Here is a 26,844-nt window from a genome sequence, read left to right on the forward strand (position 1 = left end):
TTTGGTTTTAGTTTGTAAGCCCTTACAAACATAGTAGCAGGAGAGTAGGAGATTTATATTTGGAATAACTAGCATTAATTTGTGATTTTCTAGATTATTTTGTGAAAGCGCGTTCATGAGCGTGGGTTAGGATATTTCTGTTGAAGGTGCTATTTGGAAAAAAGAAAGGCGTATGAATAGGCACAATACAAGGAGCCTTCCAGTTTGTAAGGAAAAGGTGTTATGGTAAGAACTCTCTCTTTACTTGAAGGCTCTTTTCGTAAAGATTAGCTTTTAATTATAACAATTAAAAATTTACATTTTTCGGAAACAGAACCTAATTTGAGTAGCCACCAAGCCTTAAAATAAGCGGAGAATTTCCGGTTAAGCTGCTGAATATGGCATGGATGGGTGTAAATAAGCGGAGGAATTCCGGTTAAGAGGAACGAAGTTGCCCATTTTCCTGTTTTTTGAATCAATAGACGGAATTTCTCCGCCTATTTGAGCTATTATTAAAGTTTTTTTGAAATTAGAGGGAATTCCTCCGCTTATTTTTCAACCTCAATGATTCTCTCATTCAGGTGCGAAAAGAGGCTGCTCTTTTATGACTGGACGGGGAAGAAACTGTTTTCTGAAAGAGTATCTTATCACATCTTATAAGGATGGCAAGATAGCAACAATCTATGCGAAAAGAGTCTACTTGTATGACCTAATTAGGAGGGTAATTGCCCAACTAATTTTAAAAACCTGGTGATTGGAGTGCAAGGCACGTAGACTCCTGCGGGATTGCAGCGGCAGAGCTGAGACCCCGCAGGAGGGACGACGAGGAGGCTCAGCGCCGCCCCGCGGAAAGCGAAGTGCCTGGAACGGAAATCACCAGCCCCATTTAAAAAATAGAACTAGTACTAAACTCACTTTTTCCAGCAGAAAAGGACCCCTCATATGGAGATCCTTCAGCTTTCCTTGCGGTATTCGGTTGGCGATAGGCCGGTGTGCTTTTTGAAGACGCGGCTGAAGTAGTTGGGATCTTTGTAGCCGATGCTGTAGCAGATTTCCTTCAGGCTGAGGGAGCCTTCCTTGAGGAAATGCTTTGCCTTCCTGATCCGGACGTCGGTGACGAAATCGATGAAGGTCATCCCAAAGCGGTCTTTGAACAGCTTGGAAAAGTAGAACGGGCTCAAGTCTACATATTCAGCTGCCGACTCAAGGGTAAGCGCCTCGGCATAGTGGGCTTCGATATATTCCTTTGCTTTATAGAGCATATCTTTGGCATGGCTGTTCCGCCATGCCTGTACATGCCGGACTATGCGGAGGAGATGATTCTTGCCCTGCTCAAACAGGACCGCGCTGTCATGATAATCGCTGAGCTCGGGCACCTGCCTGTAATCAATGCCGAGTTCATAGAGCATTCTTGATACCAGCACAAACAGCTCTTGAAGAGACCTGCGGATGTCTGCCGTTTCCTGCGCTTCCTCAGCATGGCTGCCCATAAAGCCGTCAAAGGCGGACAGGACATGGTTCACATCCGCCTGGCGCACTGCTTCCAGCAGCTCTTTTTCTGCGTTATAGCCAGGCGGCGGGCTTCCTGCAGCTGTTTTCCCCTGCTTTTCCCCGAATAAATAAGACCGGCCGGGCAGCTGCTTGATCTTTTGAAGGGCCAAAGCGCTTTCGTGGTAGGATTTAGTCAGTTCCTGCGCGTCCTCGTACGGATGGCCGATTCCTGCTTTTAATTCCGCTTCTCCGAATTTCTTGGAGAATCTGGCAAGGAGGGCATCCAGTACGGTTTGGGACTTGGATTTGAAATGCAGTTTTTCAGCCGGTTTTTGACAAAGGAATAATACAGGGACCTGATCTTCAACGAGAGGCCCGACCATTGCCTCCTGATGCTCAGGCAGGCTGGCGAGTGTTTCTTTCAGCCAGCTGTACCACTCTTTTTTCCGGTCCTCTGAAGCTTCCCTGCCAGGCTTCGGCTGGTAGCTGAACAGCATGATATAGCCTGAGAGGATCTCCTTGCCCAATAGCCTGCCCCAGCTTTCAAAGGTGATATCCTGCACCTGGTTCATCATCAGGGAAGCGACCCATTCTTTTTGGGCAATGGACACCGCTTTTTCAAGGTTTTCCTTCAGGCTCCGTTCTTCTTCCATTTTCCGGCGCTCTTCCATGATTTCACCGGCCGCGCTTTCAAAGGCTGCGGTAATGTCCGCCTTTGAGCTCGGCTTCAGGATATATTGCTTTACCCCCTGCTGCATCACCTTCTTGGCATATTCGAAGGTATCAAAAGCCGAAACCATGATGAATCTCGTTTCCGGCCTGATTTTCCGGATTTCCCGGACAGCCTCGATTCCGTCCACGCCCGGCATCTTAATGTCCATAAATATAATATCCGGCTCATGCTTTACTGCCATTTCAATCGCAATCCGTCCATTGGCTGCTTCCCCTACCACTTCGGCATGATTGAATGAGCTGCGGATCATTTTGGCTACGGCCTTTCTCTCCAATACCTCATCATCAACGACCAGTACTTTGAGCAAGCTTTTCTCCCCCTTTTGCCATGGCTGGGATCACCAGCCTGAAAGTTGTTCCCTTCCCCGGCCGTGATTCGATCTCCACGACATTCCTTTTCTGATAAAACAACTGCAGCCTCTTCATGACATTCCTGACTCCGATGCCTGTCGAATGCCCGCTTGGCTGCTCCTTGGGCACAGTCTCTTCCAGCCCCTCTGCATAGGCCAGCAGCCTTCTTTTTGCTTTCGGGTCCATCCCGGGGCCGTTATCGCTGACTTCTACATGAATCTCCTCACCTTTGCGAATGATGTCCAGGCGGATAATGCCATTTTCTTCGTACTCTTCCACCCCGTGTATGAAGGCATTTTCAATTAAAGGCTGGAGGGTCAGTCCCGGTATTTCAATGTCCAGGCAGTCTTCCTCAATGTCAGTGACAAAGCGGATGCGGTCTCCAAAGCGCGTCTGCTGGATATAAAAATACTCCTTGACCACCCTGACCTCTTCCCGGAGAGTCGAAGCTTTGTCCAGATCCCCCAGGTTGTAGCGGAGGAGGGCCCCGACGGATTCAATGAGGCGCGAGGTTTCTTCGGCATCTTCCAGATATGCCATTTTAGATATCGTATTCAGTGTATTGAATAGAAAATGCGGATTGATCTGATTCTGGAGACTCCTAAGCTCCAGCTCCTTCAGCAGTTTGTCCAATTCTGACTTCTGCTTGATTTCGATGACCAGTGTCCTGAGGTTTTTCCTCATCTGATTAAAGGTATCTGTCAGCAGCTTGAGTTCATCCTTGGCCGCCACTTTGATTTCTTCGCCTTCGAGATTCCCTTTTGCAATCTGCCTCGCCGCCTCTGAAAGCTTGGAGATTGGCTTGGTGATCCCTCCTGATATCCAGAAGGCCAGCAGCGTGCTTAAAAAGAAGGCTGCGGCAAAGAGGGACAGGGAAAGCATTTTATAATAGTGATTCTGCTGCTCCATCTGTCTGTAGAAGGAGCGGTAGTCGGTCAATTTATTGTTTAGCAGGGCAAGCGTATTTTCCTGGAGAAAACCGCCGATCTTGAGCACCTCATTCAGATGGCCCGAATAGGTGTTGATTTCATCCCGCTGGAAGGCTTCGAGTGAGGCATCTGTTTCCTCCAGAAAGCTGTCGATCATGTTTTTATAGTTAACGAGCGTCATATCGCTGGTATCCATAATCTCATAGAGCCTTTTCTGGTCATCTACAAGCTTCGTCTTTTCCTGCTCATATTGGAGCAGATAGGTATGGTCCTTATCTGTGATATAGGCCTTCAGCTTCTCTGTCACCAAATCGGTACGCTGTGAGATATCATTAAGAAGCAGAAATCTCTCAAAGCTGTTGTCATATTCGGTGACCAGTTTTTCGCTGGCTTTATAGAAAAACAGGCCGACAGAAGTCAGGAGGGCGACGAGGACAATAAAATATAAGAGCAGCTTTGACCTTATCCGGAACAGCATATTAGTGGACCTCCCTGATTTGTTCCTGGCTGCTGATCGGCAGGTCTGCTTTTCTCAGAATCTTTGTATCCGTATGGACAAGAGGCGGAACCTCCCTGCCTTCAAGCAGGTCAATCATCATCCTGACAGACTTATAGCCCATCTCGAACGGCTCCTGAACGACCGTTCCCTGGATGGTGCCATTCTTCATATAGTCAAGGGTTTCAGGAAGCGTGTCGAAGCCCATGACGTAAATATCCCCCTGCCTCTGCATCATTTCCACCACCTGGGCGATCCCGATGGCATCAAGAGCACTGGTTCCGTAGAAAGCGGTTACATTCGGATGCTCTTTTAAGATTTGATACGCCTTTTCTGCCGCCTTTACTCTGCTGATCTCGGATTCTTCCACATCAATGATGCGGATGTTCTTTTCGCTTCCGACTGCAGCCTTAAAGCCGTTTACCCGCTGGATCTGGTGGTTTGCATAGAAATTGCCGGTGATGATGGCGACTTCAGCCTTTCCGTTCAGATCTTTCACAAGCGCCCTTCCGGCCAGATAGCCGGCATAATAATTATCAGTGCCGATATAGGCAACGCGCTCACTGTTGGCTGCATCTGTATCAATGGTGATAACAGGGGTTTTCCCGACCACTTTATTAATGAGGGGCGTGAACTGCTCATCACTCAGACCCTGTGTGATGATGCCATCAACCTTAGAAGCAGCTGCCTTTTCAATGGTTTCCAGATGTTCGTCAATGCTGGCCTGATTCGGACCGGCATATTCAAGGACAACACCTGCTTCCTCCGCAGCCTTCCTGGCCCCTTTTTCAACAAGCCTCCAGTACTCATTATCCAATTCCTCCGGCACAAGCACAAAGTGATAGCGGTAATCCTCAAGCTTGCCGGGTTCCTGGGGAACATGATGGGCAATTACTTTATATCCATAGAAAACTGCCATCGTACAGCTGATGACAAAAAAGAAGCTTAGAGATGTATAGGCAAACACTGACCATTTGCTCATGGCAGACAACCCTCTTTTTTAAATGGTAGATTGATAGGAACAATGACCGAAGCCAAAGCCATGCTTTAGCGAATAGGAATATTATAACGCCTCTTTTCAAAAGGTGGTATAATTTTCAGAATTCAAGACAGGATTTCTATGAATAAAAGATCTTCTGGAGGAAGTCTGCGCTATAATAGAATTATTCAAATTCTGGGAAAAACGTACAGGTGAGAAGAATGAATAAGCATCCTGCATCAAATTATGTGCTCCAAGCCAGGAGCAATGAATTTTACTGGGAAGGAGGCGGCCAGCTGTCGGTCAAAACCTTTCGGAACGGCCGTGCCCGGTATAAAAAAGGTCCCGGAACTTATGCTGTGGAGGAAGGACGCTATCTGCTTTTGAATGAAGGGGATTATGCCCTTTCGATTGAGGAGGCACACCCGGTCGAGTCATTTTGTGTATTTTTCCGGGACGGGTTCGCAGGGGAGGTGCTGCAGTCGCTCACAGCTGATCCTGACAGGCTTCTCAGCGACCCCTTCCGCCCTGCCTCTGATGAGGGATTCTTTGAGAGGACATACCAGCCCGGAGCGGGTTTGAGCGGCCGGCTTGCGGGATTGCAGGAGGCACATCTGCTTTCGGAAGATCCGGCTGCCTATGAAGAGCTGTTTTACCCGCTTATGCAGGAGATTCTCCTTGAACAGTCATATGCAAGAAGGGAAGCCTCAGCTATCGGAGCCGAGAAGCGTTCAACACGAGAGGAACTCTATAAGCGCCTGATGACAGCCAATGAATATATAAGGGCCTGCTATGCAAGCCCGGTTACATTAGATGAGCTTTCAAGAATCGCCTGCCTTTCGCCTAATCATCTGCTCAGGTCTTATACAGGATTCTTCGGCAGGACGCCTCATCAGCATCTGGCAGAGTTCCGCATCAGAAAGGCGAAGGATATGCTGGAAAAAGAGGAGTGGAATATGACGGATATCAGCTTTGCAGTGGGCTTTCAGACCCCCTCCTCTTTCAGCAAAATGTTCAGGAAGCATACAGGGTTATCCCCCCTCCAGCACCGGAAAAAGGTGAGATTGGACAAGAATGAGACTGGTTTTTCGACTATGCTGGAGAAGAAGAAAAGTTAAGGAGTGATAGACATGCAGGAAATCCAGAAAATCAGCCAGATCGGCATCCCGGTCAAAAATATGGAAAGAGCAGTCCCATTTTACCGGGATGTACTGGGGCTTCCCCTCTTATTCAGCATGGAGACAATGGCATTCTTTGAATGCGGCGGGCAGCGCCTGATGCTGAGCCTGCCGGAAAAGGAAGAGTTTGCCCATCCAAGCTCAGTCCTTTATTTCCAGGTGGAGGATATCCGCAAATCCTGCAGGGAGCTTGCTGAAAAAGGAGCAGGCTTCACAGGCGATCCGCACATGGTCGCCAAAATGGGGGATACCGAGACATGGATGGCGTTTTTCCAGGATACTGAAGGAAATACACATGCCTTGATGAGCGACATTCCGGCCCAGCAATAAACCCGCCTTTTATGGCGGGCTTTTCTTTTTTTAGCGGATCCGGGATTTTCTGAAGGCGTGGTACACCTCTATAGCACCAAAGACAATGATAGAGACAATGCCGCCCCAGAGAACCCAGTGTTCAAGGCGGAGCGAAGCACGGAAGAGTTCATCCATATAACCGGTAAAGTCCTTGTTCCAAACCGCGGAATTGCTGAAGATGAGGATAAAAGCTGCTAAGGATATGGCCTGTGAGGCAGCTGTCAGGGTCGCCAGCCCCTTCGTCCACTGTCCCTTCATCCATTTAAACAAAATCAATACGAGCTCCAGAAAGACGGCAGCCATTACAATTGGCCAATAGGAATTCAGGATGTCCTGCTGGAATACCGGTATCCTGAATTCCAATCCGGCGCCGCCTTGTTCATACAGTCCGATGATCCTATCGGCATTGAAATACAGGGCGGCGAAAATAATGGTCATGATTAGGCCAGCGATTGGCTCATGCTTCGGAATCCTTTTTTCCCTGCTGATCTGCGGGACATTTTTCAGGTCGTCCGGGGTCCATTTTTGCAGGCTGTCTGTTACAGGCTCCTGATTGTTTCCTTTGTCAGTCCGTTCGATGACGGCAAACACCAGTGTCAGCCAGAATAGCGTTTGGATGCCGGCGCCGAGCATCCCCCAAATGCCCGTTCCAAAAACGGCGAGAATAATATCAAGCGCAGATTCTCCGGTGTTCCGGGCCATGATTTCGACAGCTGCATTTGCTAGGAATGCGATCACTGCCGCGATGGGCAGAATCAGCTTGATGAGATGCACGTATACATCGAAATACCGCGGGCCGATCAGGTGCATTGGCCGGTCCATGTAATTTGCCGCCAGCCGTGCAGGGCTGCCAAGCTTTGCGAGCACCTCCTTTACATCTTTTTCTCCATAATCATCCGGAAGCATATCCTCGATTGTCGAACGAAGCTCCAGTCCGATATCCTCCCGCTTCCCTTCTGGAAGGCGGCGAGCAACCTCTTGAATGTAAAGCTCAATCAGGTTCATCCTTTCCATCTCCTTTCAGCAGGCCGCGAAGGTCCTGTGTGCTCCGCTCCCACTCTTTTTTCAGCTCTTTGTAAACCTCTGTCCCGTAATCGCTCAGCACATAGTAGCGCCGCGGCCTGCTTTCGCTCGTATCCCAGCTGCTTGTGACAAGCTCCTGCTTTTCCAGTCTTCTCAGGAGCGGGTACAGAGTGCTCTGCTCGATCGCAATGCCGCCCTCCTCCAGCCTCTGCACCAGCGAATAGCCGTATTGAGGCGTATCCAGCTGGCTGAGCACCGCAAGCGTCAATGTCCCCCTCCGCAATTCCGTCATTAAACTGTTCAGCAATGAATCCATCAGCTTCACCTCATTGATCTCATGTATTTCTGGGTTGTTTGCTATATGTCATACAGTATACTACATACTATGCGATATACACTATTGTTGATCACATAATATTTGTTTTTTTAAAACTGAAGCACCTGCCCATACCTTTTTTGGCGGAATTGCTATAATCAGGGAGACAGCGGCAAATCATATAACCAGCATAAAGGTATTGAAATGCTGGAAATGGTCCGCGGCACTAAGCGGTTTTCCAATGGCCTTTTGACCTTATCGGAGAGAGTCCGGCCGATTTTTCCAATACAGTCTTCGCTATTTCCCATACAGGGAATATAAAAGATGCAGAGTATTTAAGATCCAGGATTGAGAGCCGGTACCATCGTCAACTATATGTGGGCGCGGTGAAGGGCACCTATGCCGGCAAGGGCGGGATCACCAATTCATTTGTATAAAAATTTTTGGGACGGAGTGAGCATATGAAAATTGGCATCATCGGCCTTGGAGACATTGCTAAAAAGGCATATCTGCCTGTATTGTCGGAACAGGAAAAGATTGAACTTGTGCTTTGTACAAGAAATGCGGAGACGCTCAATCAGCTTGCAGACAAATACAGAATCAGGGAAACGGCAGACACTGTTGAGGAGCTGATTGCTGCAGGGGCTGAGGCAGCCATTATCAGCACCGCGACCGAGGCACATTTTGAAATTGCCCAAAAACTGCTTTTGCATGACATCCATGTATACATAGACAAACCGGTTTCCATGAACTTGGAAGAAACCAAAAGGATTGTCAGTCTGGCAAAAGAAAAAGGCAAAATTGCCATGACAGGCTTTAACCGCCGCTTCATTCCAAGGGTAAGGGAGCTGAAGGGGCATGGCCGGGCAAACCTTATTCTGATGCAGAAGAACCGCTTTTCCTCCCCTGACGCTGTAAGGAGATTCGTGGTGGAAGACTTCATCCATGTTGTTGACACACTGCGCTTCCTCATGGATGAGCCGGTCAAGGATGTTACTGTCCAGTCAAAAGGATCAGGCGGAAAGCTGGACCACCTCATCGTTCAGCTGATCGGGGAAAGCAGCACGGCGGTCGGCATCATGAACCGCAATGGAGGGGTTACTGAGGAAATCATCGAGTACAGCACCGGCCAGGATAAGTTTGTGGTCAATGCCCTTGTCGAAACGGTCCACTATCATGACAAAAGCATTCAGGTGACCAAATTCGGCGACTGGGAGCCCACCCTCTACAAACGCGGCTTCTACCAACTGATCGGCCATTTCCTCGACTCGGTCCGGCAGAATAAAACTCCGGATCCCTCCATCGAAGACTCGCTCATCACCCATCAGATCTGCGAGGAGATTGTCAGGCAGATTGATCCGGAGGCTTGAGCAGGATGAAGGGACAGGTTTCTTGTCCCCATATTTGAATGACAATGAATAAAAGGAAAGCCGGAGACATCAGTTTCCGGCTTTTTGTGCCGGCCACGATATAAGCCGCCTGGAGAATTTCTGGTTTGTTCCGGGTGCAGCAAGGGAACGAGCAGTATAGAAACTATAGAGAAAGAGGGGTTTGCAATGAAGCATTACGCAAGATTTGGCCTGATGATCGCCGTTTCAACGATCATTATGTTCGGACTTATGTATTTGAATGTTTTTCAGCTCGATCATATTTTTTACAGCGAGACACGGGTGTATATGGCGCTGATCATGGGATCGGCCATGGCCATTGTCATGCTGCTGTTCATGTGGAAAATGTACAAAAATAAGCAGCTGAATTATATGATTTTAGCGGGAAGCGCCCTCGTATTCGCGGTTTCCCTCTGGCTCGTCCGCAGCCAGGCTACCATCGATGACACCGCATGGATGAAAGCGATGATCCCCCACCACTCCATCGCCATCCTGACGAGTGAACGCGCCGGCATTTCCGATCCGAGGGTCAAGAAGCTCTCTGAGGATATCATTGAAGCGCAGCGCAGGGAAATTGAGGAGATGAAGAAGCTGATTGAGGATTTGGAGGAGAAGGAATAAATGGCAGGCAATTTGCCGCCCGGCCATTGAAACTCTCCCCGGTACAAAAAACTGGCTCCTTCCGCCATGGAAGGAGCCTTTTTGTGTGCTTATGCCAGTACGCCTTCTTTATATTTCTTTTCAAGGGTTGGCCAGTATTCTTTATTGGCTTCAATAAGGTCATCCAGCACTTTTTTCGCCACGAAAGCGGATGGGATGGTTTTATTCAGAGTGAAGGCCTGCAATGCTTTTTCATATGAGCCTTCTGTGATGGCTTCTACCAGAATCTTCTCGGAAGCAAGCTGCTGCTCGATCATCGCTTTGTGGAAGTATGGGATCTCTCCCACATATTCAGCGACCGGTCCTTTATTGGTGATCAGTGCAGGCACTTCGATCATGGCGTCTGCCGGAAGATTTGGGATGGTGCCGTTGTTTTCCACCATAACCAGATAGCGATTAGCGAGGTTTTTCGCGATTGAAACGGTTACGTCGACGATAAAGATGCCATGTACGCCAACGTGGAAGGCATCTTCAAGCACACCGGTTTCCTCAAACTTGCGCACTGTTTCGAACAGTGATTTTTCCCGGCCTTCCATGACCTCATTGGCACGTGTATGCTCCTTGTTGGAGTTCTCAACGATATAGTCAGGCAGCAGATAGTACTGCAGATAAGGATTTGGCAGGTAATCAGGGAACATATCCATGATTGGCTTGATATTCTTGAACGTCTTGATCCATGATGAATCAGCATGTCGGTAGTCAATCTTGGAGATGTCCTCAGTCAGCAGTCCGTACTTGCTGACATGCTCGCGAAGCTCCGGCAGACGGTCAACACCGTCAACTTCTACCTTCGTGAACCACCCGAAATGATTGAGCCCAAAATAATCTACATTCAAGTCTTCCCTGCCGACTCCAAGGATCCCTGCCATATTGCGCATGGTTGCAACAGGCATATCGCAAATATTGACGACCTTTGCATTCGGGCGCAGCTTGCGCACTCCCTCAGCAACGATGGAAGCAGGGTTGGAGTAGTTGACAATCCAGCATGAATCTTTTGCGTATTTTTCAACATAATCAATGAGTTCGACCATCGGGAAAATTGTCCTTAAGCCATATGCCAGTCCGCCTGGCCCGCATGTTTCCTGGCCAACAACGTTATGGGATAATGGAATTTTTTCGTCCAGCTCCCTCATTGCATATTTGCCGACCCTCATTTGGGCAAAAACAAAGTCTGCATCTTCAAAGGCTGTTTCCGGATCGGTTGTATCAATCACCTTAATTTGATCTGTATATTCAGCAATAACCGCTTTGGCTGCCACAACAACCTTTGATTGCCTCTCTCCATCAATATCATAGAAGCGAATTTCCGACAATGGCAGATCTTCCAAGCGATCCATCAGGCTTCTGACAATTCCCGGTGTATACGTGCTTCCTCCGCCTGCAATAGCCAATTTATAAGTAGTCATGGTTAAATTCCCCCTAAGTTTTGATCAACAGATTCTCGGACCGTTTTTACATTTAATCCGTACACAACCTGAACGTTATTCCCTGACTTTATGACACCTTTTGAACCTGTTTCCTTCAGCAGGCCTTCATCCACCTTGCCGGGGTCCTTCAGGACAAGTCTTAGACGTGTATAGCAGTTATCAACATTTTCAATATTTTCTGTGCCGCCCAAAGCCGCGATGATCGTTTCACCCATCGCAACTGCATTTCCAGCTGCTGCTTCTCTTTTAGCCTGCACAGGCTGTCCTTCTGCTGCAGTGTCTTCCTCGCGTCCCGGTGTCTTCAGATCCAGCTTTACAATCAGGAAGCGGAAGATGACAAAGTAAGCAGCAAACATGATCAGTCCGACCAGGATAAACATCGGCCAGTTGGATTTTTCTGTGCCAAGAGGCAGGTTGTAAAGCAGGAAGTCAATAACGCCATTGGCACCGATTGCATGGACATCAAATATATGCAAGAGCATGATCCCTACTCCAGCCAGGACGGCATGGATGGCAAACAGGATCGGAGCCGTAAATAAGAATGCAAATTCAATCGGTTCGGTAACACCCAAAAGGAAGGAAGTGAATGCAGCCGGCACAAGGATTGCCTTCGCAACCGCTCTCTTCTTCTTGTCGGCAGCCATGTACATGGCCAGGGCAGCCCCCATCAGGCCGAACATTTTGCTCAAGCCGCGGGCATCCCAGTTAACGGTATCGCTAAGCACCTTTACAGATGAATCAGCCATTTCAGCAAAGTAGATATTCCTTGCACCATGGACAATTTCCCCGGCAATTGACTGTGTGCCGCCAAGCTCTGTATACAGGAATGGAGTGTAGACGAGGTGGTGGAGTCCAGTCGGAATTAGAATCCTTTCCAGGAAGCCGTAGATCAGGAAGCCGAATGCCCCCATGCTCTTGATGCCGTTGGCCAAATTGGTGATTCCATTCTGGACAATCGGCCAGAATTCTGCTGCAAAGGCACCAAGGAGCATCGCAGTCGGGATGGCCAGTATGGCCACAAAGCGGTGTCCGGAATAGATGGACATCACACCCTTGAATTCTGTGCTGGAATATTTATTATGCAGGACACCTACCAGGGCTCCGATGAGGATTCCTGAGAATACCCCCATCTCCAGCACCTGAACGTTCAGCACCATCCCTTGTCCGGCCATTTGCATTTCCTCAGCCGGCACCAGGCGGTCAGATAGCTTCAGCACCTGATTCATAGCGTTGATGAATATAACGAAAGTGACAAGACCGGTTAAGGCCGCATAGCCTTTATCCTTTTTTGCCAGCCCGATTGGAATCCCGACCGCAAAAATCAGCGCCAGGTTCTGCAGGATCGAAACAGCGGAAGAAGAAATGAACTTTCCGATGTTCTGGATCACCGGGTGGTCGAGGAACGGAATATATTGTGCGAGATTTCCGTTTCCAAACACGTTCCCGAACGCAATATATAGGCCAATGATTGGCAGTATTAAAATAGGAGCAAACATGGATTTACCAAAAAGCTGAAGACCATTTACAACCTTTTTCATATGCAACTTCCTTTCCATCGATCAAAAGCTGTCGTTTACAATTCAAAGTATAAGCATGGGCCAAATTTATGAAAAGGCTTTCTCGGGATTCTGTACTATGTGAACAAAAAACGTAACATGTTACATGTTGCGTTCAGGGGATGTTCGGGGTGAAGGCCTGGTCTTGTAAGGGGAAATAGGGAAGTCCGTTTCTTATCAGGCGCGGTCTTTACGATACTTGAAATTGGCATATTATCTCGTATTCCAATGTGGACTTCCCTGTAAAAGAATCTATCAGCATTTGCAGTTCATTCGGTGCCCCCTGCTTCGCTTTTCCTCAATACTCCTTGATGATTCCCTTTTTAATCGCCAGAATGAGGATAATATCAATCATCATGAACATATTGGATTCATAGGAGGTTACCTGAAACTCCTGCTGGGATTCGATCGTCGGGTCAAGGACGGAAAAGACGATATCTGCAAGATTTGCCGTTGTGCTGCGGCTGTTGCCTGTAAAAAGGACGGTCCTGATTCCTTTATCCTTGGCAATCTTCATTTTTTCTATGACCTTGCCAGTCTCGCCTGAACGGGAAAAGACAATCATGACGTCATACTTTTGGATATTGTTGAAAAAGATGGCCCGGCTGTCGCTTGTGGAGGCATTGGATACATAATAGCCAAACAGCTCCAGCTTTTTTGAAAGATAATTGGAAAACAGGGTAGAAAAGCCCGCCCCATAAAAATAAATCTTGCTGCTTTTCTCTATTTCAGCCAGGAATGCCTGGATGCTTTTCTCATCAAGAGCTTCAAAGCTGGAATTAAAATTGCGGACGAATTCCTGCCTTGATTCCTCCAGGGGCGAATGGATCTCAACAACCGACCCGTGGTCGGAATCATGCGCATTCTTGATCTTAAGCCCTAAATTAAAAATAAACTCGCTATAGCCGCTGAAGCCAAGCTTCTTGCAGAGCCTCATGATGGAGGTGGTTGAAACATACAGTTCATCAGCCGCGTTTCGGATGCTCAAAGGCTTGTCCTCAAATTTCCTTTTTATCAGAAAGGAAAGGATGTCCATCTCCGACTGGCTCAAATCACGGTCACTGGCATAATCGAAAAAGATCTTCTCTGATTTCTCCATTTTCACTCTTCCCTCTTGTTGGTTTTCGCACTGTATCTTTGCTTTTATTATCTCACAAAAACAGTTCAGTTATGGCAGTCAGAGTCTGTATTGCTGATATCTGAGTCATCGGCCTTGATAATAACTTTTCAGAAAATTTATAATTAATTATCTTTGGCTCTTGTTTCCGGGAGGCTTAGATTATATCCTAGTCTGTATAGCATTTTGCCATGGCTGGTTTTTGTCCTTTTTTCCCTATACATATTGCAGGGCCGGATTCAGGGGAAGTGCTTGAAGTGAAAATCCATTTAGAAGGAGAGATGCCCGTGGATAAGAAAGTGGCGAATAAGGTATTGATTGCAAGTTTGATAGGCAGTTCGATTGAGTGGTTTGATTATTTCCTGTACGGGACGGTGGCGGCGCTTGTTTTTAATCAGGTGATCTTCCACAGTGAAGATCCGGCGGTCGGCCTGCTGCTGGCGTATGCTTCATTTGCGCTGGCATTCTTCATTCGTCCGCTGGGCGGTGTGATTTTTGCCCATATCGGCGACAGGATCGGCAGGAAGAAAACGCTTGTCCTGACATTGTCGCTGATGGGGGGATCAACCGTTTTAATGGGGCTTTTGCCTACTTATGCTTCCATCGGGGTGGCAGCGCCAATCCTTTTGATTATCCTTCGCCTGATCCAGGGCATCGGGCTTGGCGGCGAGTGGGGCGGAGCGCTCCTGCTTGCAGTGGAGTATGCGCCTAAAGAGAAGCGCGGCCTGTTCGGCAGCGTCCCGCAGATGGGCGTGACGATTGGAATGCTGCTCGGCACACTGGCTTTATCCATCATGTCGCTGCTCCCGGAAGCGGCCTTCATGTCATGGGGCTGGCGCGTCCCTTTCATCCTTAGCGCCCTGCTCGTTATTTTCGGGCTGTGGATCCGCAAAGGGATCGATGAGACACCTTCTTTCAAGAAAGCCCAGGAAAAGGGTGAAATCGCAAAGGTTCCGTTCGTCGAAACAATGCGCACCCATTGGAAGGAAGTGCTGATTGCGGTTGGCGCCAAGGTAGTCGAAACCGCACCCTTTTATATTTTTTCAACCTTCATTGTTTCCTATGCGACCACCCAGCTCGGCTTTTCGAGGACAGTGACGCTCAACGCGGTCACCATTGCCACGATTGTCACAACCATCCTGATTCCGATCATGGGCGGCCTTTCTGATAAGATTGGCCGAAAGAAGCTGTATGTCGGAGGCACAATCTTAATGATGCTCTATGCTTTCCCTTATTTCTGGATGCTTCAGCAGGGATCGTCCCTGATGCTGATCGTTGCGACAGTCCTCGGCCTCGGTATCATTTGGGCCCCTATAACGGCTGTGCTCGGGACTATGTTCTCTGAGATTTTTAAATCGAATGTCCGCTATACCGGCATTTCCCTGGGCTACCAGATCGGGGCTGCCCTTGCCGGGGGAACCGCGCCGCTGATTGCGACCGCCCTGCTCCAGGCATATGACAACTCCTATGTCCCGGTTGCCCTTTATATTATGCTGACTGCTGCCATCTCTCTGGTTGCCGTGGCAAGCATCAAGGACCGGAACAACCAGGACTTGGACACCAGCACAGTGATCTCAGAAACCCCAAAGACAAACGCTACGCTTTAAAAAAAGAAAAAGGAATTGCTGCGGCAGTTCCTTTTTTTCAGAAAGAGAGGAATTATGAATGCTTATTTTATCTGAAAAAGACATACGATCCTTTTATTCTATGAAAAATGCCCTCCAGGATATGAGGGAAGGCCTGATCCGGCAAACAGAAGCTGAAATCCTCAATCCGCACCGGACAGTCCTCGATATCCCCGAGCATGAAGCATCTGCCCTTTATATGCCGTGCGCTATGCCATCGGCTGGAAAATCCGTTGTCAAAGCTGTTACCATTTTCCCGCACAACCCTTCCATCGGCAAGAAAACGACCCAGGGGGTGATTTTATTAAGTGATGCCAGGAATGGCGATCACCTTGCCCTTTTGAACGCCTCCTATCTGACAAGCCTGCGGACCGGGGCGATCAGCGGGGTGGCAACTGCGCATCTGGCGCGGGAGGATGCCCGGACTGTTGCTGTCATCGGCTGCGGGGCAATGGCAGAGGAACAGCTGCAGGCCGTCCTTGAAGTCAGGGAGATTTCCAGTGTTATCCTTTATAACCGCACCAAAGAAAAAGCTGAAAAATTCGCTCCAAAAATCAAGGAGTTTTGTCCGGACTTTGACGGGACAATCACAATCTCCGGCGATGCTGACAGTGCCGCTGCCGAAGCGGATATCATTATCTGCGCCACCCGCTCTTCCACTCCTGTTTTTTCAGGGGAAGCGCTCAAACCCGGCACCCATATCAACGGTGTCGGCTCTTATCAGCCTCATATGCAGGAAGTCGGCGAGGAGACGCTGCTGAAATGCTCTAAAATTGTGGCTGATACGATTGAGGGCGTTAAAGAAGAGGCTGGCGATTTGATCATTCCGGCAAATTCAGGGACCTGGAGCTTTGATCAGCTGCACGGTGAACTCGGGGAGCTCGCAGCAGGGCAGATTTCCGGCAGGGAAAATGACCAGGAAATCACCTTTTTCAAATCGGTTGGCACCGCCTATTTCGACCTGGCCATTGCCAGTGCTGTCTATCAGAAAGCACTCGAACTCGGAGCAGGTACCGAGGTGGAAATATAGCAAAGAGAGGGACAGGCTTACTGTCCCTCTTTCGGCTGAGCCAAGGGGACAGACCCCCTGGCCCACTTGCCCATTTCCCATTATTTCCTTACACTTGAGGTAATTGATTAGAAACGTGTGGTGATGGGTGTGTTTAAGATTTTGCTGATTGAGGATGACCGGTCTCTTTTTCAGGAGATGGAGGAGCGGCTGGGACAGTGGTCGTATGAGGTGCATGGGATTAAGGATTTCAGCCTGGTGATGGAGGAGTTTGCGGAGATTAGGCCCGATTTGGTAGTCATTGATATTCAGCTGCCCCGCTTTGATGGCTTTCATTGGTGCCGGATGATCCGGTCGGGTTCGAATGTGCCGATCATCTTTTTGTCGTCTCGGGACCATCCGACAGATATGGTGATGTCGATGCAGCTGGGTGCAGATGATTTTGTGCAGAAGCCGTTTCATTTTGAGGTGCTCATTGCCAAGATCCAGGCGATCCTGCGCCGCGTTTACAGCTACAGCACGGATGAAGTGAAGCTGAAGACATGGTGCGGTGCTGCAATCGACTTTGAACGGGGCATCGTGGAAAATGAAACCGGGCGAGTGGAGCTGACCAAGAATGAAATGTTCATTCTAAAGCAGCTGGTTGAGCAGAAGAACAAGATTGTGACGCGGGACCAGCTGATCAGCAGCCTGTGGGATGATAAACGTTTCATCAGCGACAATACCCTGACGGTTAACATTAACCGCCTGCGCAAAAGGCTTGAGGAAATCGGGCTGGGCAGCTTTATCGAGACAAAAGTTGGAATGGGCTATATGGCAGTGGAGGAGCAGAGCACATGATACGCCGTTTTCTGCGGGAACGGCTAAGCTGGATTCTGTTCTTCCTGTTTGCCCACGCTTTGCTGCTGTTCATCTCATTCGTCGATTCTGCCATTCCCTTCGATAGCATTCTGTATTTTGCGGGACTGTCTTTCATTTCGTTTCTGATTTTCCTGGCAGTCCGCTATCAGCGGGAGGCTCGCTTTTATAAAAACCTGGAGGAACGGTTAGGGGACCTGGATCCAGGCAGTCTCCCCTCCTCCTCCAGCCCGTTTGAAAAGGTTGTGGAAGAAGCCATGTATGAGCAGTCCGCCCTTTTGAAAAAAGAGGCCCGGGATCTCCACCTTGCCCTGGAGACAGAAAAGGACCAGATGCTTGCCTGGATCCATGAGGTTAAAACACCTCTGACTGCTTTGCACCTGATGATTGAAAGGATGGAAGACGGACCGCTCAAATCGAGCCTTACCTATGAATGGCTCCGCATCCACCTGCTTCTCGACCAGCAGCTTCACCAGAAGCGGATCCCTTTTATTGAGAATGACCTGTACATACAGAAGATTGATCTGGAGGAGGTCATCCACCACGAGCTGCTGACGATGAAAGCCTGGTGCATCCAGAAAGGGATCGGCTTTGATATCAGCCTTGAGGAGACAGAGGTGCTGACAGACGGCAAATGGCTGGCTTTTATCATCAGGCAGATCCTGACGAACAGCATCAAATACAGCGATGCAGGAGACATTAAGATCAAGAGCTGGAAACAGCAGGGGCAGACAAAGCTTGAAATCCGCGATTTTGGACGGGGAATCGACCCGAGGGACCTGCCCCGTATTTTTGATAAAGGCTTTACCTCAACATTCAAGCATGAAGACCATGCTGCTACAGGAATGGGGCTGTATCTCACAAAAAAAGCGGCCGTTCCTCTTCTCATTGAAATAGAGGTGCAATCCGCTCTTAGAGAAGGCACGGCTTTTACCCTTTCCTTTCCAAAGAGAAATGATTTTTCCCAAGTGATCAGCATGTGACAAGATTGTCACATGCTTTTCCTTTTTGTTCGTCTGCTGCAAGGATTTCCATCAGGGTTCTTTTTATAATAAGACTATCAAGATTAGAGGAGGAAGCTTATATGGCGATTCTAGAAGCAATCAAGCTCCATAAAAGCTACGGCACGAAGCTGAACAGGCAGGAGGTGCTGAAGGGCATTGACCTGGCGATTCACGAAGGCGAGTTCGTCGGCATCATGGGGGCCTCCGGCTCGGGAAAAACAACCTTGCTGAATGTATTATCATCGATCGATAAAGCAACCGGCGGAACGATCCGGATTGAAGATAAGGAAATGACAGTCATGAAGGAAAAAAAGCTGGCTGAGTTCAGGAAAAACCACCTCGGCTTTATTTTTCAGGATTATAACCTTCTTGACACACTGACGGTAAAGGAAAATATCCTTCTGCCGCTGTCCATTTCGAAGGTAGCAAAAAAGGAGGCAGACCAGCGCTTCCAAACCATCGCATCTGAACTTGGCATCATGGACCTGAAAGATAAATACCCGAATGAAATCTCCGGCGGACAAAAGCAGCGGACATCGGCAGCGCGGGCTTTTATCCATGAGCCGAGCATTATTTTCGCCGACGAGCCGACGGGGGCGCTCGATTCAAAGGCCGCCGCAGATCTTCTGAACAAGCTTGGCGGATTGAATGAAAGCCGCAGGGCGACAATCGTCATGGTTACCCATGATCCCGCCGCGGCGAGCTACTGCAGCCGCGTGATTTTCATCAAAGATGGGCAGATCTATACGCAGCTGAATAAAGGAGAGCAGACAAGGCAGGCTTTCTTCAAGGATATTATGAAAACGCAGGCTGTGCTGGGCGGTGTGCAGGATGAGCGTTAACCAGCTGATTTGGAAGAACCTGAAGAAGAATGTGAAGAATTATTATCTGTATATCTTCGCGCTTATCTTCAGCGCAGCCTTGTATTTTGCGTTTGTCACCCTGCAGTACGACCCGGCGATGGATGAGATTGAGGGCTCTATCAAGGGCGGGGCCGGGATGAAAGCGGCCTCTGTACTTCTTGTGGCCATTGTGGCTGTCTTTCTTGTTTATGCCAACAGCCTGTTTACGAAAAGGCGCAGCCGGGAGATCGGCTTATTCCAGCTGATCGGCATGACAAAAAGCCGGATTTTCCGTATCCTGACCGCAGAGAATTTCATGCTCTACTACGGCTCACTCCTCATCGGCATGATGGCCGGTTTCCTGGTTTCCAAGCTGATGATGATGATTCTGTTCAAAATCACTGGTGTTGATGAGGTGGCTGAGCTCTATTTTTCCAATAAGGCTCTCGTACAGACCCTTATCGTCTTTACGGCCATCTACCTGCTCATTATGCTGGTAAACTATCTGTTCATTAAAGGACAGAGCATCCTGTCGCTCTTCAGAGTCCAGTCATCCGCTGAAGAAAAGATCCGGAAAATGTCTATTTTCAATATCATAATCGGCATTCTCGGCATCATCCTGATTGCGGCCGGCTATTATGTGTCAGGCATACTGTTCGAAGGAGATTTCACATCGATGCCGGAACTGTTCGGGGCGATGATCTTCATTTTAGGAGCTGTCATTCTCGGGACCTATTTCTTCTATAAAGGCTCAGTCAGCTTCATCATCTATCTGATTCGCAAGAAAAAGGACGGATATTTGAATGTAAAAGAAGTGCTCTCCCTTTCGTCCATCATGTTCCGGATGAAATCGAATGCGCTGCTGCTGACAATCATCACTACGGTTTCCGCCCTGGCGATCGGATTGCTATCACTCAGCTATATCTCCTATTATTCGGCTGAAAAGATGGCACGGGATAATGTGCCAAATGATTTTTCCTTCACGGCCGAAGATAGCGCGGTGCGGTTCAGGCAGGAGCTGGATTCAAAAAACATCGATTACAGGGAAAAACGGATTGAAGTAGTTACAGCCTCTATTGATGTCAAAGACATTCAAGGGAAAAAGCTGGAGGAAATGAATTTCGATACCGATAAGATGGACTTGCCGGTCATCAGTGAAAGCTCGGCCGGGAGAAAAGAGCTTGATGAAAATGAGGCCATTTTTACAGGCTACAGCGACGTTCTTCAAAGGTTCATGCCCTTGAAGGATTCCGGAAAGGTTAAGCTTCATACCAAGGAAAAAGAAATTCCGCTCAATTACATTGGCCTGGAAAAGGATTATTTGATTCCGCTTTACTATACAAGAGGCGGCCTCCAGACTGCCATTGTAGATGACGCTGTTTTTGAGCAGCTGAAGGCGGAGATGGATCCCGGACTGCAGGCTGAAAATAATGTATATATCGGCATTGATATAAAAGATCCGGAACGCCTAAATGACGCCAATGAAGCCTTCCATGCGCTCCAGCTTGGCGAAAGCGGAGAGAACGATTCACAGCTTGATGTCATGATCAGCCAAAAGAGCAATATGGGGCTCATCATGTTCATTGTGGGCTTCCTTGGGCTTTCCTTCCTCGTCACATCCGGCTGTATCCTCTATTTCAAGCAGATGGGCGAAAGCGAGGACGAAAAGCCGAACTTCACGATTCTCCGCAAGCTGGGCTTCACAACAGGAGATCTCATGAAGGGCCTTCAGGCCAAGCAGCTGTTCAGCTTCGGGATCCCGCTTGCGATCGGCCTTGTACACAGCTACTTCGCCGTCCAATCCGGCTGGTTCATGTTCGGAGCCGAAGTATGGACACCCATGATCAGCGTCATGATCCTATACACCATCCTCTACTCCATCTTTGGCATACTATCTGTCCTGTACTCCAAGAAAGTCGTGAAGGATGCGCTATAAGCGAGCCAGGGGGTCTGTCCCCTTGGCTTAAAAGAGAGCCAGGGGGACAGACCCCCTGGCTCAAATCAATTGCCCGACCATATAGATTGCCATGGCCCAGATGATGAGGGCCGAGATTTTGTTCATCAAGCCAAGGACTTTGCCGTTTTTGTCGATTTGGCCGAGCTTCCTGCCTGCAAAAGCCAGGCCCAGGAACCAGATCCATGAGACTCCGATGCATCCGGCGGAGAACAGCACTTTCTCATAGCCTTCATAGGCAAGGGAGCTTGTTCCGATTACACCGATCGTGTCCATAATGGCATGGGGATTCAGCAAGGAGACAGAAGCGGCGAAGGCAATCTGGCGCTTTGCCGTGAAGCTGCCCTGCCCTTCTCCTGCTGCGGGCTCCGGCCTGCTTTTCCACATCTGCCAGCCCATATAAGCAAGAAAGACGGCTCCTGCTGCAAACAGCAGCATCCGCAGCCAGTCAAAGCTTAAAACAACAATAGACACCCCCGCAACCGCGAGCGAAATCAAAATGGTATCGCATATCCCCGCCGTCACCACTGCCGGCAGCGCACCGGTAAACCTTTTATGCAGAGCACCCTGACTAAAGATAAACACATTCTGAACGCCAAGCGGCAGAATCAGGCCGAAGGCGAGTATGATTCCGTGAAGCAATACTTCCACTTCCGATTACCCCCTATCCTTTAATAGAATAGCGGAGGAAAGCGATTCTGTCTTCAGAAAATTGTCCGGTCTGCCCGTTAAGAATCAGCTGCCTCGCTTCCGCGCCAAGGGACCCGACCCCCCGGCCCAAATTATCAACTTTAATAAGGTAAATATGATTAATTGAAAATCGCCTGCTGTCCGGGACAAAAGAAATTAAATTAGTCCCAATCAGGATCCCACTAGGGAGGAAGCTATTTTAAAACAGATTTGCTTGTGCCTATCCCTTGACAAACCACACCCTAATATATAATAATTTATATCTGATTATAATAATTATAGATAAGTAATAGTGACGTCCTGTGGGCATGCTATTATTTTCTAAAAAAATACTTAGGAGGAATTCAAATGTCTTTAATTGGAAAAGAAGTACTGCCATTCTCAGCAAAAGCTTACTTTAACGGTGATTTCATCGATGTAACAGAAGAAAACTTCAAAGGAAAGTGGAGCGTAGTCTGCTTCTACCCTGCAGATTTCACTTTCGTATGCCCAACTGAGCTTGAAGACCTTCAGAACGAATATGCAACTTTGAAAGATCTTGGAGTTGAAGTGTACTCTGTTTCAACAGACACTCACTTTACACATAAAGCTTGGCATGACCACTCAGAAGCAATCAGCAAGATCGAGTACGTTATGATCGGTGACCCATCACAAAAGATTACTCGCAACTTCGATGTTCTTGACGAAGAGGAAGGCCTTGCAGACCGCGGTACTTTCATCATCGATCCAGACGGCATCATCCAGACAGTTGAAATCAATGCAGGCGGCATCGGCCGTGACGCAAGCACAATCGTCAACAAAATCAAAGCAGCCCAATATGTACGCAACAATCCAGGTGAAGTTTGCCCTGCTAAATGGCAGGAAGGCGGAGAAACACTTAAGCCAAGCCTTGACCTTGTAGGAAAAATCTAAGGAGAGAAATTCAAATGGTACTAGATGCAGATATAAAAGCACAGTTAGCTCAATATCTTCAATTAATGGAAGGCGAGGTCCTGCTCAAGGTCAGCGCAGGCTCTGACGACGTCTCCCGCGATATGCTGGCACTGGTAGACGAATTGGCCTCCATGTCATCCAGCATTAAGGTGGAAAAAGCAGAATTGCATAGGACACCAAGCTTTAGTGTGAATCGGATCGGTGAAGATACAGGAGTAACTTTTGCCGGTATCCCTCTAGGACATGAATTCACTTCACTGGTGCTTGCTTTGCTGCAGGTCAGCGGAAGGGCACCTAAAGCCGACCAGAAGGTTATTGACCAGATTAAAAACATCAAAGGCGAATATCGCTTTGAATCATATATCAGCCTGAGCTGCCATAACTGCCCTGATGTGGTACAGGCACTCAATCTGATGAGCGTTCTCAATCCAAACATCACGCATACGATGATTGACGGCGCCGCTTTCAAGGAAGAAGTCGAAAGCAGAGACATCATGGCTGTTCCGACAGTCTTCCTGAACGGCGAATCATTCGGCAGCGGCCGCATGAGCCTTGAAGAAATTCTTGGCAAAATGGGCAGCGGCCCGGATGCATCCGAGCTGTCTGATAAAGACCCTTACGATGTCCTTGTTGTCGGCGGCGGCCCTGCCGGCGCGAGTGCGGCAATCTATGCGGCACGTAAAGGCATCCGCACCGGCATTGTAGCCGAGCGTTTCGGCGGCCAGGTTATGGATACTCTTGGCATCGAGAACTTCATCAGTGTCAAGCATACGGAAGGCCCTAAGCTTGTTGCAAGCCTTGAGGAGCATGTGAAAGAGTACGGCATTGATGTTATGAACCTTCAGCGCGCGAAGAGCCTGGAAAAGAAAGACCTGATCGAACTTGAACTTGAAAATGGCGCTGTGCTGAAGAGCAAGAGCGTCATCCTTTCAACAGGTGCCCGCTGGCGCAATGTCAACGTCCCTGGTGAAGCTGAGTTCAAGAACAAAGGTGTGGCATACTGCCCTCACTGTGACGGCCCGCTCTTTGAAGGTAAGGATGTTGCCGTTATCGGCGGCGGAAACTCCGGAATTGAAGCGGCAATCGACCTGGCCGGCATTGTCAAGCACGTAACTGTCCTTGAATTCATGCCTGAGCTGAAGGCCGATGCTGTCCTCCAGGACCGCCTGTACAGCCTGCCTAACGTAACTGTCCTGAAGAACGTTCAGACAAAGGAAATCACCGGTACTGATAAAGTGAACGGCATTTCCTATATTGACCGTGAGACAGGAGAAGAGCATCATGTTGAGCTTCAGGGTGTCTTCGTTCAAATCGGTCTTGTGCCAAACACAGACTGGCTCGGCGATTCAATCGAGCGTACACGCTTCGGCGAAATCATCGTGGACAAGCACGGCGCGACCAATGTCCCTGGTGTATTTGCGGCCGGCGACTGCACAGACAGCGCCTATAAGCAAATCATCATTTCCATGGGATCCGGCGCGACTGCTTCCCTCGGTGCGTTTGATTACCTGATCCGCAACTAAAATGAAAGCCGCTCTGCTATTGCAGCAGAGCGGCTTTTTTATATATTTTCTACGGTTACCGCAGCAGCAAGAAAAAAACTGACTGGCATTAAACCAATCAGCTCCCTTTATCACCCGGCAGACAACTTCCCCGCCACTTTTTTCTTCCTTTTCCCTGGTTCCGCCCATAAGAATGAAAGGCCAATCGAAAGGACAATCATAACAGCTGCAAAGTAAAAGGGATAGTCAAAATCCACATCAAAAAGCATCCCGCCGATGATCGGGCCCAAAACATTGCCTATGCTTGTAAACATTGAGTTCATGCCTCCGACAAACCCCTGCTCATTCCCTGCTATCTTCGAAAGATAAGTGGTAGCGGCAGGCCTTATCAAATCAAAGCCGACGAAAACCGTCATTGTAACCATCAGAATCGCTGCATAAGAGTTCACCGTCGTCATCAGATATACAAGCACAGCCGAAAAGATCAGGCAATAGCGGATGAGCCGGATTTCCCCGAGCCAAATCGTGAGCTTGCTAAAGAAGACAATCTGGACGATGGCACCAAGAATGGCTCCCCCTGTAATCATAATGGCAATATCTTTCGGCGAAAATCCGAACTTGCGGTCGGCAAATAATGAGAACAGCGACTCAAAGGACGCCAGGCCAAAGGCAGAGATCAGAATGATCACAAACGGGATGAAATAGATTGGTGCGAAGACCCTCTTTAAGCCGGCTTTCTGTGTCCCGGCTTCCTCCGCTTCCTCATTTTCCGGATTCCGCTCCGGCTCTTTCAGCGTCATCAGTGATAATACAGCCGCACCAAGGGCAAACGCCGCCGCAAAAAAGAACGGAAGCCTTGTGTCAACTTCAGCCAAAAATCCGCCGATGGCAGGCCCGATAATGAATCCTGTCGAGATGGCCGCGGACATATAGCCAAGCGCTTTTGGCCTGGATTTAATCGTTGTAATGTCAGCAATAAACGCCGTAACAGCAGGCATGATGAACGCCGCACTCACGCCTCCAAGGATGCGGGAGACAAATAGAGGCATAACAGACTGCCCCAGGCCGAACAAGAGCTCAGAGGCGCTGAAAATGAACAGGCCAATCACAATCATCCTCTTCCTGCCGAACTGGTCTGCCCATCTTCCCGCTATAGGCGACACAATCAGCTGGGCGCCCGCGAAGGCAGCAATCATATAGCCGACAACCGTACCCGATATATTCAATTCATTCATAATGGCAGGTGTAACAGGAATCACTAGGCCGATTCCTAAAAAGGCAATCAGCAGATTCATAAGCAGAATGGCCAAAGCAATATTATTTCTTTTCATACCTTTCCCTCCTGTAAGTATCATGTCCTGCTGCGCTTACTGGATACCCCTCTCCAATAGACACGCCAGGAAAAATCAAGCTTCTCCTGGACCCTTGATGCATCTCCTGTCAACAGCTCGAAAAACAAACCATCCAGCACACCCGTATACGCCACTGCGGCCGGCCTCGCCCCCACCTCGCTGTCAATCCGTCCGTCCTCTTCTCCCTTACTGGCAGCGAGGATAAGCATTTCTTCGAGATGATCGACATATTTCCGGCCGAATTCCTCCGCCTCTTTTGAAAGATGGGCAGGCTGAAAAAAGAGCATCCTTAATAAAAACTTCGTAAAGTCATCGTTTCCATAGCGGTCACGGTATTGTAAAAGAAAACCATAAAGGAAGTCCTCAAGCCGGCTCTCCTTATGGGTTTCTGCATAGTCATCCAAAAACCTCAGTTCTTCCTCCAGCACATCATCCAGCACTTCCAGCAGCAGCTCATCTTTTCCTTTGAAGTGTGTATAGATAGACTGCTTCCTGATACCGACTTCTTCTGCAATATTCGCCATCGAGGCCCCTTCATAGCCGAACTGGGCAAAATGCTTCAGAGCAGTCCTTTTGATTCTTTCACTGGTCAGCTCAACAGCCACAGCCAAATCCCCTTCCTAACGTTCGTTAGTCATATTAAACACCGAAACCGCTGGAAAGTCAACCGAATGATATGAGTTTCTCACCCTCCTGAAAAAAGAAAAGCCGCCAGAGGCTGGCAGCTGAGTTTCCCCTATTCAATATTAAGAGCCGGAGATACCCTTTCCTCCCCTGGCTTCCATGGTGCTGATCCGCTCCATCCCGGCAATGATAGGCTTGGCACGCTTGATTAAGGTCTTGGTTGATTCAAGGGACAAAGAGTTTTGATGGGCAGCCTCATCGCTCCACACCTCGTAAACATAGACAGCATCCGGCTCAGCTTCTGATGTATGGACATGATAGATTTCGCATTCATTCAGTTCCTTCATGGATTCCGCTGCTTCAAGAAGGATACTGACCATATGATCCCGTTCCCCTTCTTTTACTGTAAACCTGCCGAACAGACTGAATTTATTCATGTAGTGTCCTCCTATTATTTAGACTGCTATAAGAATGCCCA

The 26,844-nt window shown here is 48.7% G+C and carries 24 protein-coding genes; 12 read left to right on the forward strand and 12 right to left on the reverse strand.

The genetic code is table 11. The features are described from left to right. Positions 1 to 932: 932 nt before the first annotated feature. The 3 genes from RBB45_RS17425 to RBB45_RS17435 are packed head-to-tail and all read right to left on the reverse strand — an operon-like array spanning position 933 to position 4,960. Entirely contained in the window at positions 933 to 2,510 is a 1,578-nt protein-coding gene (locus RBB45_RS17425; protein ID WP_248138194.1) for a response regulator, read from the reverse strand. Next, positions 2,488 to 3,960 (reverse strand): sensor histidine kinase, encoded by a 1,473-nt coding sequence (locus RBB45_RS17430; protein ID WP_101548806.1) that lies wholly within the window; start codon positions 3,958 to 3,960, stop codon positions 2,488 to 2,490. Before RBB45_RS17430 ends, RBB45_RS17425 begins: the two co-directional genes overlap by 23 nt. A gap of 1 nt (position 3,961) precedes the next feature. Further along, positions 3,962 to 4,960, reverse strand: a complete 999-nt coding sequence (locus tag RBB45_RS17435; RefSeq protein ID WP_009794404.1) for a sugar-binding protein — start codon at positions 4,958 to 4,960, stop codon at positions 3,962 to 3,964. A 218-nt stretch (positions 4,961 to 5,178) separates the two neighbouring features. Here RBB45_RS17435 and RBB45_RS17440 point away from each other — a divergent pair, with 218 nt between their 5' ends. Further along, positions 5,179 to 6,075, forward strand: a complete 897-nt coding sequence (locus RBB45_RS17440; protein ID WP_129613205.1) for an AraC family transcriptional regulator — start codon at positions 5,179 to 5,181, stop codon at positions 6,073 to 6,075. 12 nt (positions 6,076 to 6,087) lie between these two features. Further along, the gene (locus tag RBB45_RS17445; protein WP_101548804.1) at positions 6,088 to 6,465 is read left to right on the forward strand and encodes a VOC family protein; all 378 of its coding nucleotides are present in this window, start codon (positions 6,088 to 6,090) and stop codon (positions 6,463 to 6,465) included. A 30-nt stretch (positions 6,466 to 6,495) separates the two neighbouring features. Here the strand turns inward: RBB45_RS17445 and RBB45_RS17450 are convergent, their stop codons facing one another. After that, positions 6,496 to 7,491: an HAAS signaling domain-containing protein gene (locus tag RBB45_RS17450; protein WP_306010023.1), complete on the reverse strand. Its 996-nt coding sequence runs from the start codon at positions 7,489 to 7,491 to the stop codon at positions 6,496 to 6,498. Further along, on the reverse strand, positions 7,478 to 7,825 hold the full coding sequence (locus RBB45_RS17455) for a PadR family transcriptional regulator (protein ID WP_022544538.1): 348 nt from the start codon (positions 7,823 to 7,825) through the stop codon (positions 7,478 to 7,480). Before RBB45_RS17455 ends, RBB45_RS17450 begins: the two co-directional genes overlap by 14 nt. Before the next feature lie 461 nt (positions 7,826 to 8,286). Between RBB45_RS17455 and RBB45_RS17460 the strand changes: the two genes are divergently transcribed. Beyond that, complete coding sequence (locus tag RBB45_RS17460; protein WP_306010025.1) at positions 8,287 to 9,195, forward strand: Gfo/Idh/MocA family protein; 909 nt, start codon at positions 8,287 to 8,289, stop codon at positions 9,193 to 9,195. A gap of 186 nt (positions 9,196 to 9,381) precedes the next feature. Next, complete coding sequence (locus RBB45_RS17465) at positions 9,382 to 9,834, forward strand: DUF305 domain-containing protein (RefSeq protein ID WP_009794410.1); 453 nt, start codon at positions 9,382 to 9,384, stop codon at positions 9,832 to 9,834. A gap of 89 nt (positions 9,835 to 9,923) precedes the next feature. Here RBB45_RS17465 and RBB45_RS17470 read toward each other — a convergent pair whose 3' ends face one another. From RBB45_RS17470 to RBB45_RS17480, 3 genes are all read right to left on the reverse strand, one after another. Further along, positions 9,924 to 11,279 (reverse strand): 6-phospho-alpha-glucosidase, encoded by a 1,356-nt coding sequence (locus RBB45_RS17470; RefSeq protein ID WP_009794411.1) that lies wholly within the window; start codon positions 11,277 to 11,279, stop codon positions 9,924 to 9,926. Positions 11,280 to 11,281: 2 nt separating this feature from the next. Continuing rightward, positions 11,282 to 12,838, reverse strand: a complete 1,557-nt coding sequence (locus RBB45_RS17475; protein WP_306010026.1) for a PTS transporter subunit EIIC — start codon at positions 12,836 to 12,838, stop codon at positions 11,282 to 11,284. A 316-nt stretch (positions 12,839 to 13,154) separates the two neighbouring features. Beyond that, a complete protein-coding gene (locus tag RBB45_RS17480) occupies positions 13,155 to 13,955 on the reverse strand; it encodes a MurR/RpiR family transcriptional regulator (RefSeq protein WP_094767969.1) in 801 nt (266 codons plus the stop codon). 299 nt (positions 13,956 to 14,254) lie between these two features. On the opposite strand from RBB45_RS17480, the gene RBB45_RS17485 reads away from it, so the two are divergent. The 6 genes from RBB45_RS17485 (at position 14,255) to RBB45_RS17510 (ending at position 21,247) form a co-directional block, all read left to right on the forward strand. After that, the gene (locus tag RBB45_RS17485; RefSeq protein ID WP_263625351.1) at positions 14,255 to 15,580 is read left to right on the forward strand and encodes an MFS transporter; all 1,326 of its coding nucleotides are present in this window, start codon (positions 14,255 to 14,257) and stop codon (positions 15,578 to 15,580) included. Between the two features lie 58 nt (positions 15,581 to 15,638). Beyond that, complete coding sequence (locus RBB45_RS17490; protein WP_306010027.1) at positions 15,639 to 16,628, forward strand: ornithine cyclodeaminase family protein; 990 nt, start codon at positions 15,639 to 15,641, stop codon at positions 16,626 to 16,628. A gap of 129 nt (positions 16,629 to 16,757) precedes the next feature. Continuing rightward, entirely contained in the window at positions 16,758 to 17,447 is a 690-nt protein-coding gene (locus RBB45_RS17495) for a response regulator transcription factor (protein ID WP_148974947.1), read from the forward strand. Then, complete coding sequence (locus tag RBB45_RS17500) at positions 17,444 to 18,448, forward strand: sensor histidine kinase (RefSeq protein ID WP_129613200.1); 1,005 nt, start codon at positions 17,444 to 17,446, stop codon at positions 18,446 to 18,448. Before RBB45_RS17495 ends, RBB45_RS17500 begins: the two co-directional genes overlap by 4 nt. 101 nt (positions 18,449 to 18,549) lie before the next feature. Next, entirely contained in the window at positions 18,550 to 19,311 is a 762-nt protein-coding gene (locus RBB45_RS17505) for an ABC transporter ATP-binding protein (RefSeq protein WP_009794423.1), read from the forward strand. Then, positions 19,301 to 21,247 carry an FtsX-like permease family protein gene (locus RBB45_RS17510; RefSeq protein ID WP_306010028.1) on the forward strand — a complete coding sequence of 649 codons (1,947 nt, stop codon included), beginning with the start codon at positions 19,301 to 19,303 and terminating at the stop codon, positions 21,245 to 21,247. Before RBB45_RS17505 ends, RBB45_RS17510 begins: the two co-directional genes overlap by 11 nt. 60 nt (positions 21,248 to 21,307) lie before the next feature. On the opposite strand, the gene RBB45_RS17515 is transcribed toward RBB45_RS17510, so the two are convergent. Continuing rightward, positions 21,308 to 21,916 carry a LysE/ArgO family amino acid transporter gene (locus RBB45_RS17515; RefSeq protein ID WP_101548782.1) on the reverse strand — a complete coding sequence of 203 codons (609 nt, stop codon included), beginning with the start codon at positions 21,914 to 21,916 and terminating at the stop codon, positions 21,308 to 21,310. 387 nt (positions 21,917 to 22,303) lie between these two features. Here RBB45_RS17515 and ahpC point away from each other — a divergent pair, with 387 nt between their 5' ends. Together ahpC and ahpF are read left to right on the forward strand one after the other, a co-directional pair. Then, positions 22,304 to 22,867 carry an alkyl hydroperoxide reductase subunit C gene (gene ahpC, locus RBB45_RS17520; protein ID WP_009794427.1) on the forward strand — a complete coding sequence of 188 codons (564 nt, stop codon included), beginning with the start codon at positions 22,304 to 22,306 and terminating at the stop codon, positions 22,865 to 22,867. A gap of 14 nt (positions 22,868 to 22,881) precedes the next feature. Beyond that, the gene (gene ahpF, locus RBB45_RS17525) at positions 22,882 to 24,411 is read left to right on the forward strand and encodes an alkyl hydroperoxide reductase subunit F (RefSeq protein WP_101548780.1); all 1,530 of its coding nucleotides are present in this window, start codon (positions 22,882 to 22,884) and stop codon (positions 24,409 to 24,411) included. A 110-nt stretch (positions 24,412 to 24,521) separates the two neighbouring features. Here ahpF and RBB45_RS17530 read toward each other — a convergent pair whose 3' ends face one another. The 3 genes from RBB45_RS17530 to RBB45_RS17540 form a co-directional block, all read right to left on the reverse strand. Next, positions 24,522 to 25,721 carry an MFS transporter gene (locus RBB45_RS17530; RefSeq protein WP_306010029.1) on the reverse strand — a complete coding sequence of 400 codons (1,200 nt, stop codon included), beginning with the start codon at positions 25,719 to 25,721 and terminating at the stop codon, positions 24,522 to 24,524. Between the two features lie 20 nt (positions 25,722 to 25,741). Continuing rightward, positions 25,742 to 26,347 (reverse strand): TetR/AcrR family transcriptional regulator, encoded by a 606-nt coding sequence (locus RBB45_RS17535; protein ID WP_253618821.1) that lies wholly within the window; start codon positions 26,345 to 26,347, stop codon positions 25,742 to 25,744. Between the two features lie 141 nt (positions 26,348 to 26,488). Next, a complete protein-coding gene (locus RBB45_RS17540) occupies positions 26,489 to 26,803 on the reverse strand; it encodes a putative quinol monooxygenase (protein WP_094767955.1) in 315 nt (104 codons plus the stop codon). Positions 26,804 to 26,844: the final 41 nt, after the last annotated feature.

The organism is Bacillus sp. MMSF_3328, from assembly GCF_030733525.1.
GTDB classification, from domain to species: domain Bacteria; phylum Bacillota; class Bacilli; order Bacillales; family Cytobacillaceae; genus Bacillus_AB; species Bacillus_AB infantis.

What these genes read in the sequence shown, in the direction of transcription:
- RBB45_RS17455 (WP_022544538.1), bottom strand. Translation starts at nt 7,825, where the DNA reads ATGGATTCATTGCTGAACAGTTTAATGACGGAATTGCGGAGGGGGACA.
- RBB45_RS17470 (WP_009794411.1), bottom strand. Translation starts at nt 11,279, where the DNA reads ATGACTACTTATAAATTGGCTATTGCAGGCGGAGGAAGCACGTATACA.
- RBB45_RS17500 (WP_129613200.1), top strand. Translation starts at nt 17,444, where the DNA reads ATGATACGCCGTTTTCTGCGGGAACGGCTAAGCTGGATTCTGTTCTTC.
- RBB45_RS17445 (WP_101548804.1), top strand. Translation starts at nt 6,088, where the DNA reads ATGCAGGAAATCCAGAAAATCAGCCAGATCGGCATCCCGGTCAAAAAT.
- RBB45_RS17460 (WP_306010025.1), top strand. Translation starts at nt 8,287, where the DNA reads ATGAAAATTGGCATCATCGGCCTTGGAGACATTGCTAAAAAGGCATAT.
- RBB45_RS17485 (WP_263625351.1), top strand. Translation starts at nt 14,255, where the DNA reads ATGCCCGTGGATAAGAAAGTGGCGAATAAGGTATTGATTGCAAGTTTG.
- RBB45_RS17465 (WP_009794410.1), top strand. Translation starts at nt 9,382, where the DNA reads ATGAAGCATTACGCAAGATTTGGCCTGATGATCGCCGTTTCAACGATC.
- RBB45_RS17450 (WP_306010023.1), bottom strand. Translation starts at nt 7,491, where the DNA reads ATGAACCTGATTGAGCTTTACATTCAAGAGGTTGCTCGCCGCCTTCCA.
- RBB45_RS17430 (WP_101548806.1), bottom strand. Translation starts at nt 3,960, where the DNA reads ATGCTGTTCCGGATAAGGTCAAAGCTGCTCTTATATTTTATTGTCCTC.
- ahpF (WP_101548780.1), top strand. Translation starts at nt 22,882, where the DNA reads ATGGTACTAGATGCAGATATAAAAGCACAGTTAGCTCAATATCTTCAA.
- RBB45_RS17490 (WP_306010027.1), top strand. Translation starts at nt 15,639, where the DNA reads ATGCTTATTTTATCTGAAAAAGACATACGATCCTTTTATTCTATGAAA.
- RBB45_RS17510 (WP_306010028.1), top strand. Translation starts at nt 19,301, where the DNA reads ATGAGCGTTAACCAGCTGATTTGGAAGAACCTGAAGAAGAATGTGAAG.
- RBB45_RS17475 (WP_306010026.1), bottom strand. Translation starts at nt 12,838, where the DNA reads ATGAAAAAGGTTGTAAATGGTCTTCAGCTTTTTGGTAAATCCATGTTT.
- RBB45_RS17505 (WP_009794423.1), top strand. Translation starts at nt 18,550, where the DNA reads ATGGCGATTCTAGAAGCAATCAAGCTCCATAAAAGCTACGGCACGAAG.
- RBB45_RS17440 (WP_129613205.1), top strand. Translation starts at nt 5,179, where the DNA reads ATGAATAAGCATCCTGCATCAAATTATGTGCTCCAAGCCAGGAGCAAT.
- ahpC (WP_009794427.1), top strand. Translation starts at nt 22,304, where the DNA reads ATGTCTTTAATTGGAAAAGAAGTACTGCCATTCTCAGCAAAAGCTTAC.
- RBB45_RS17480 (WP_094767969.1), bottom strand. Translation starts at nt 13,955, where the DNA reads ATGGAGAAATCAGAGAAGATCTTTTTCGATTATGCCAGTGACCGTGAT.
- RBB45_RS17530 (WP_306010029.1), bottom strand. Translation starts at nt 25,721, where the DNA reads ATGAAAAGAAATAATATTGCTTTGGCCATTCTGCTTATGAATCTGCTG.
- RBB45_RS17435 (WP_009794404.1), bottom strand. Translation starts at nt 4,960, where the DNA reads ATGAGCAAATGGTCAGTGTTTGCCTATACATCTCTAAGCTTCTTTTTT.
- RBB45_RS17540 (WP_094767955.1), bottom strand. Translation starts at nt 26,803, where the DNA reads ATGAATAAATTCAGTCTGTTCGGCAGGTTTACAGTAAAAGAAGGGGAA.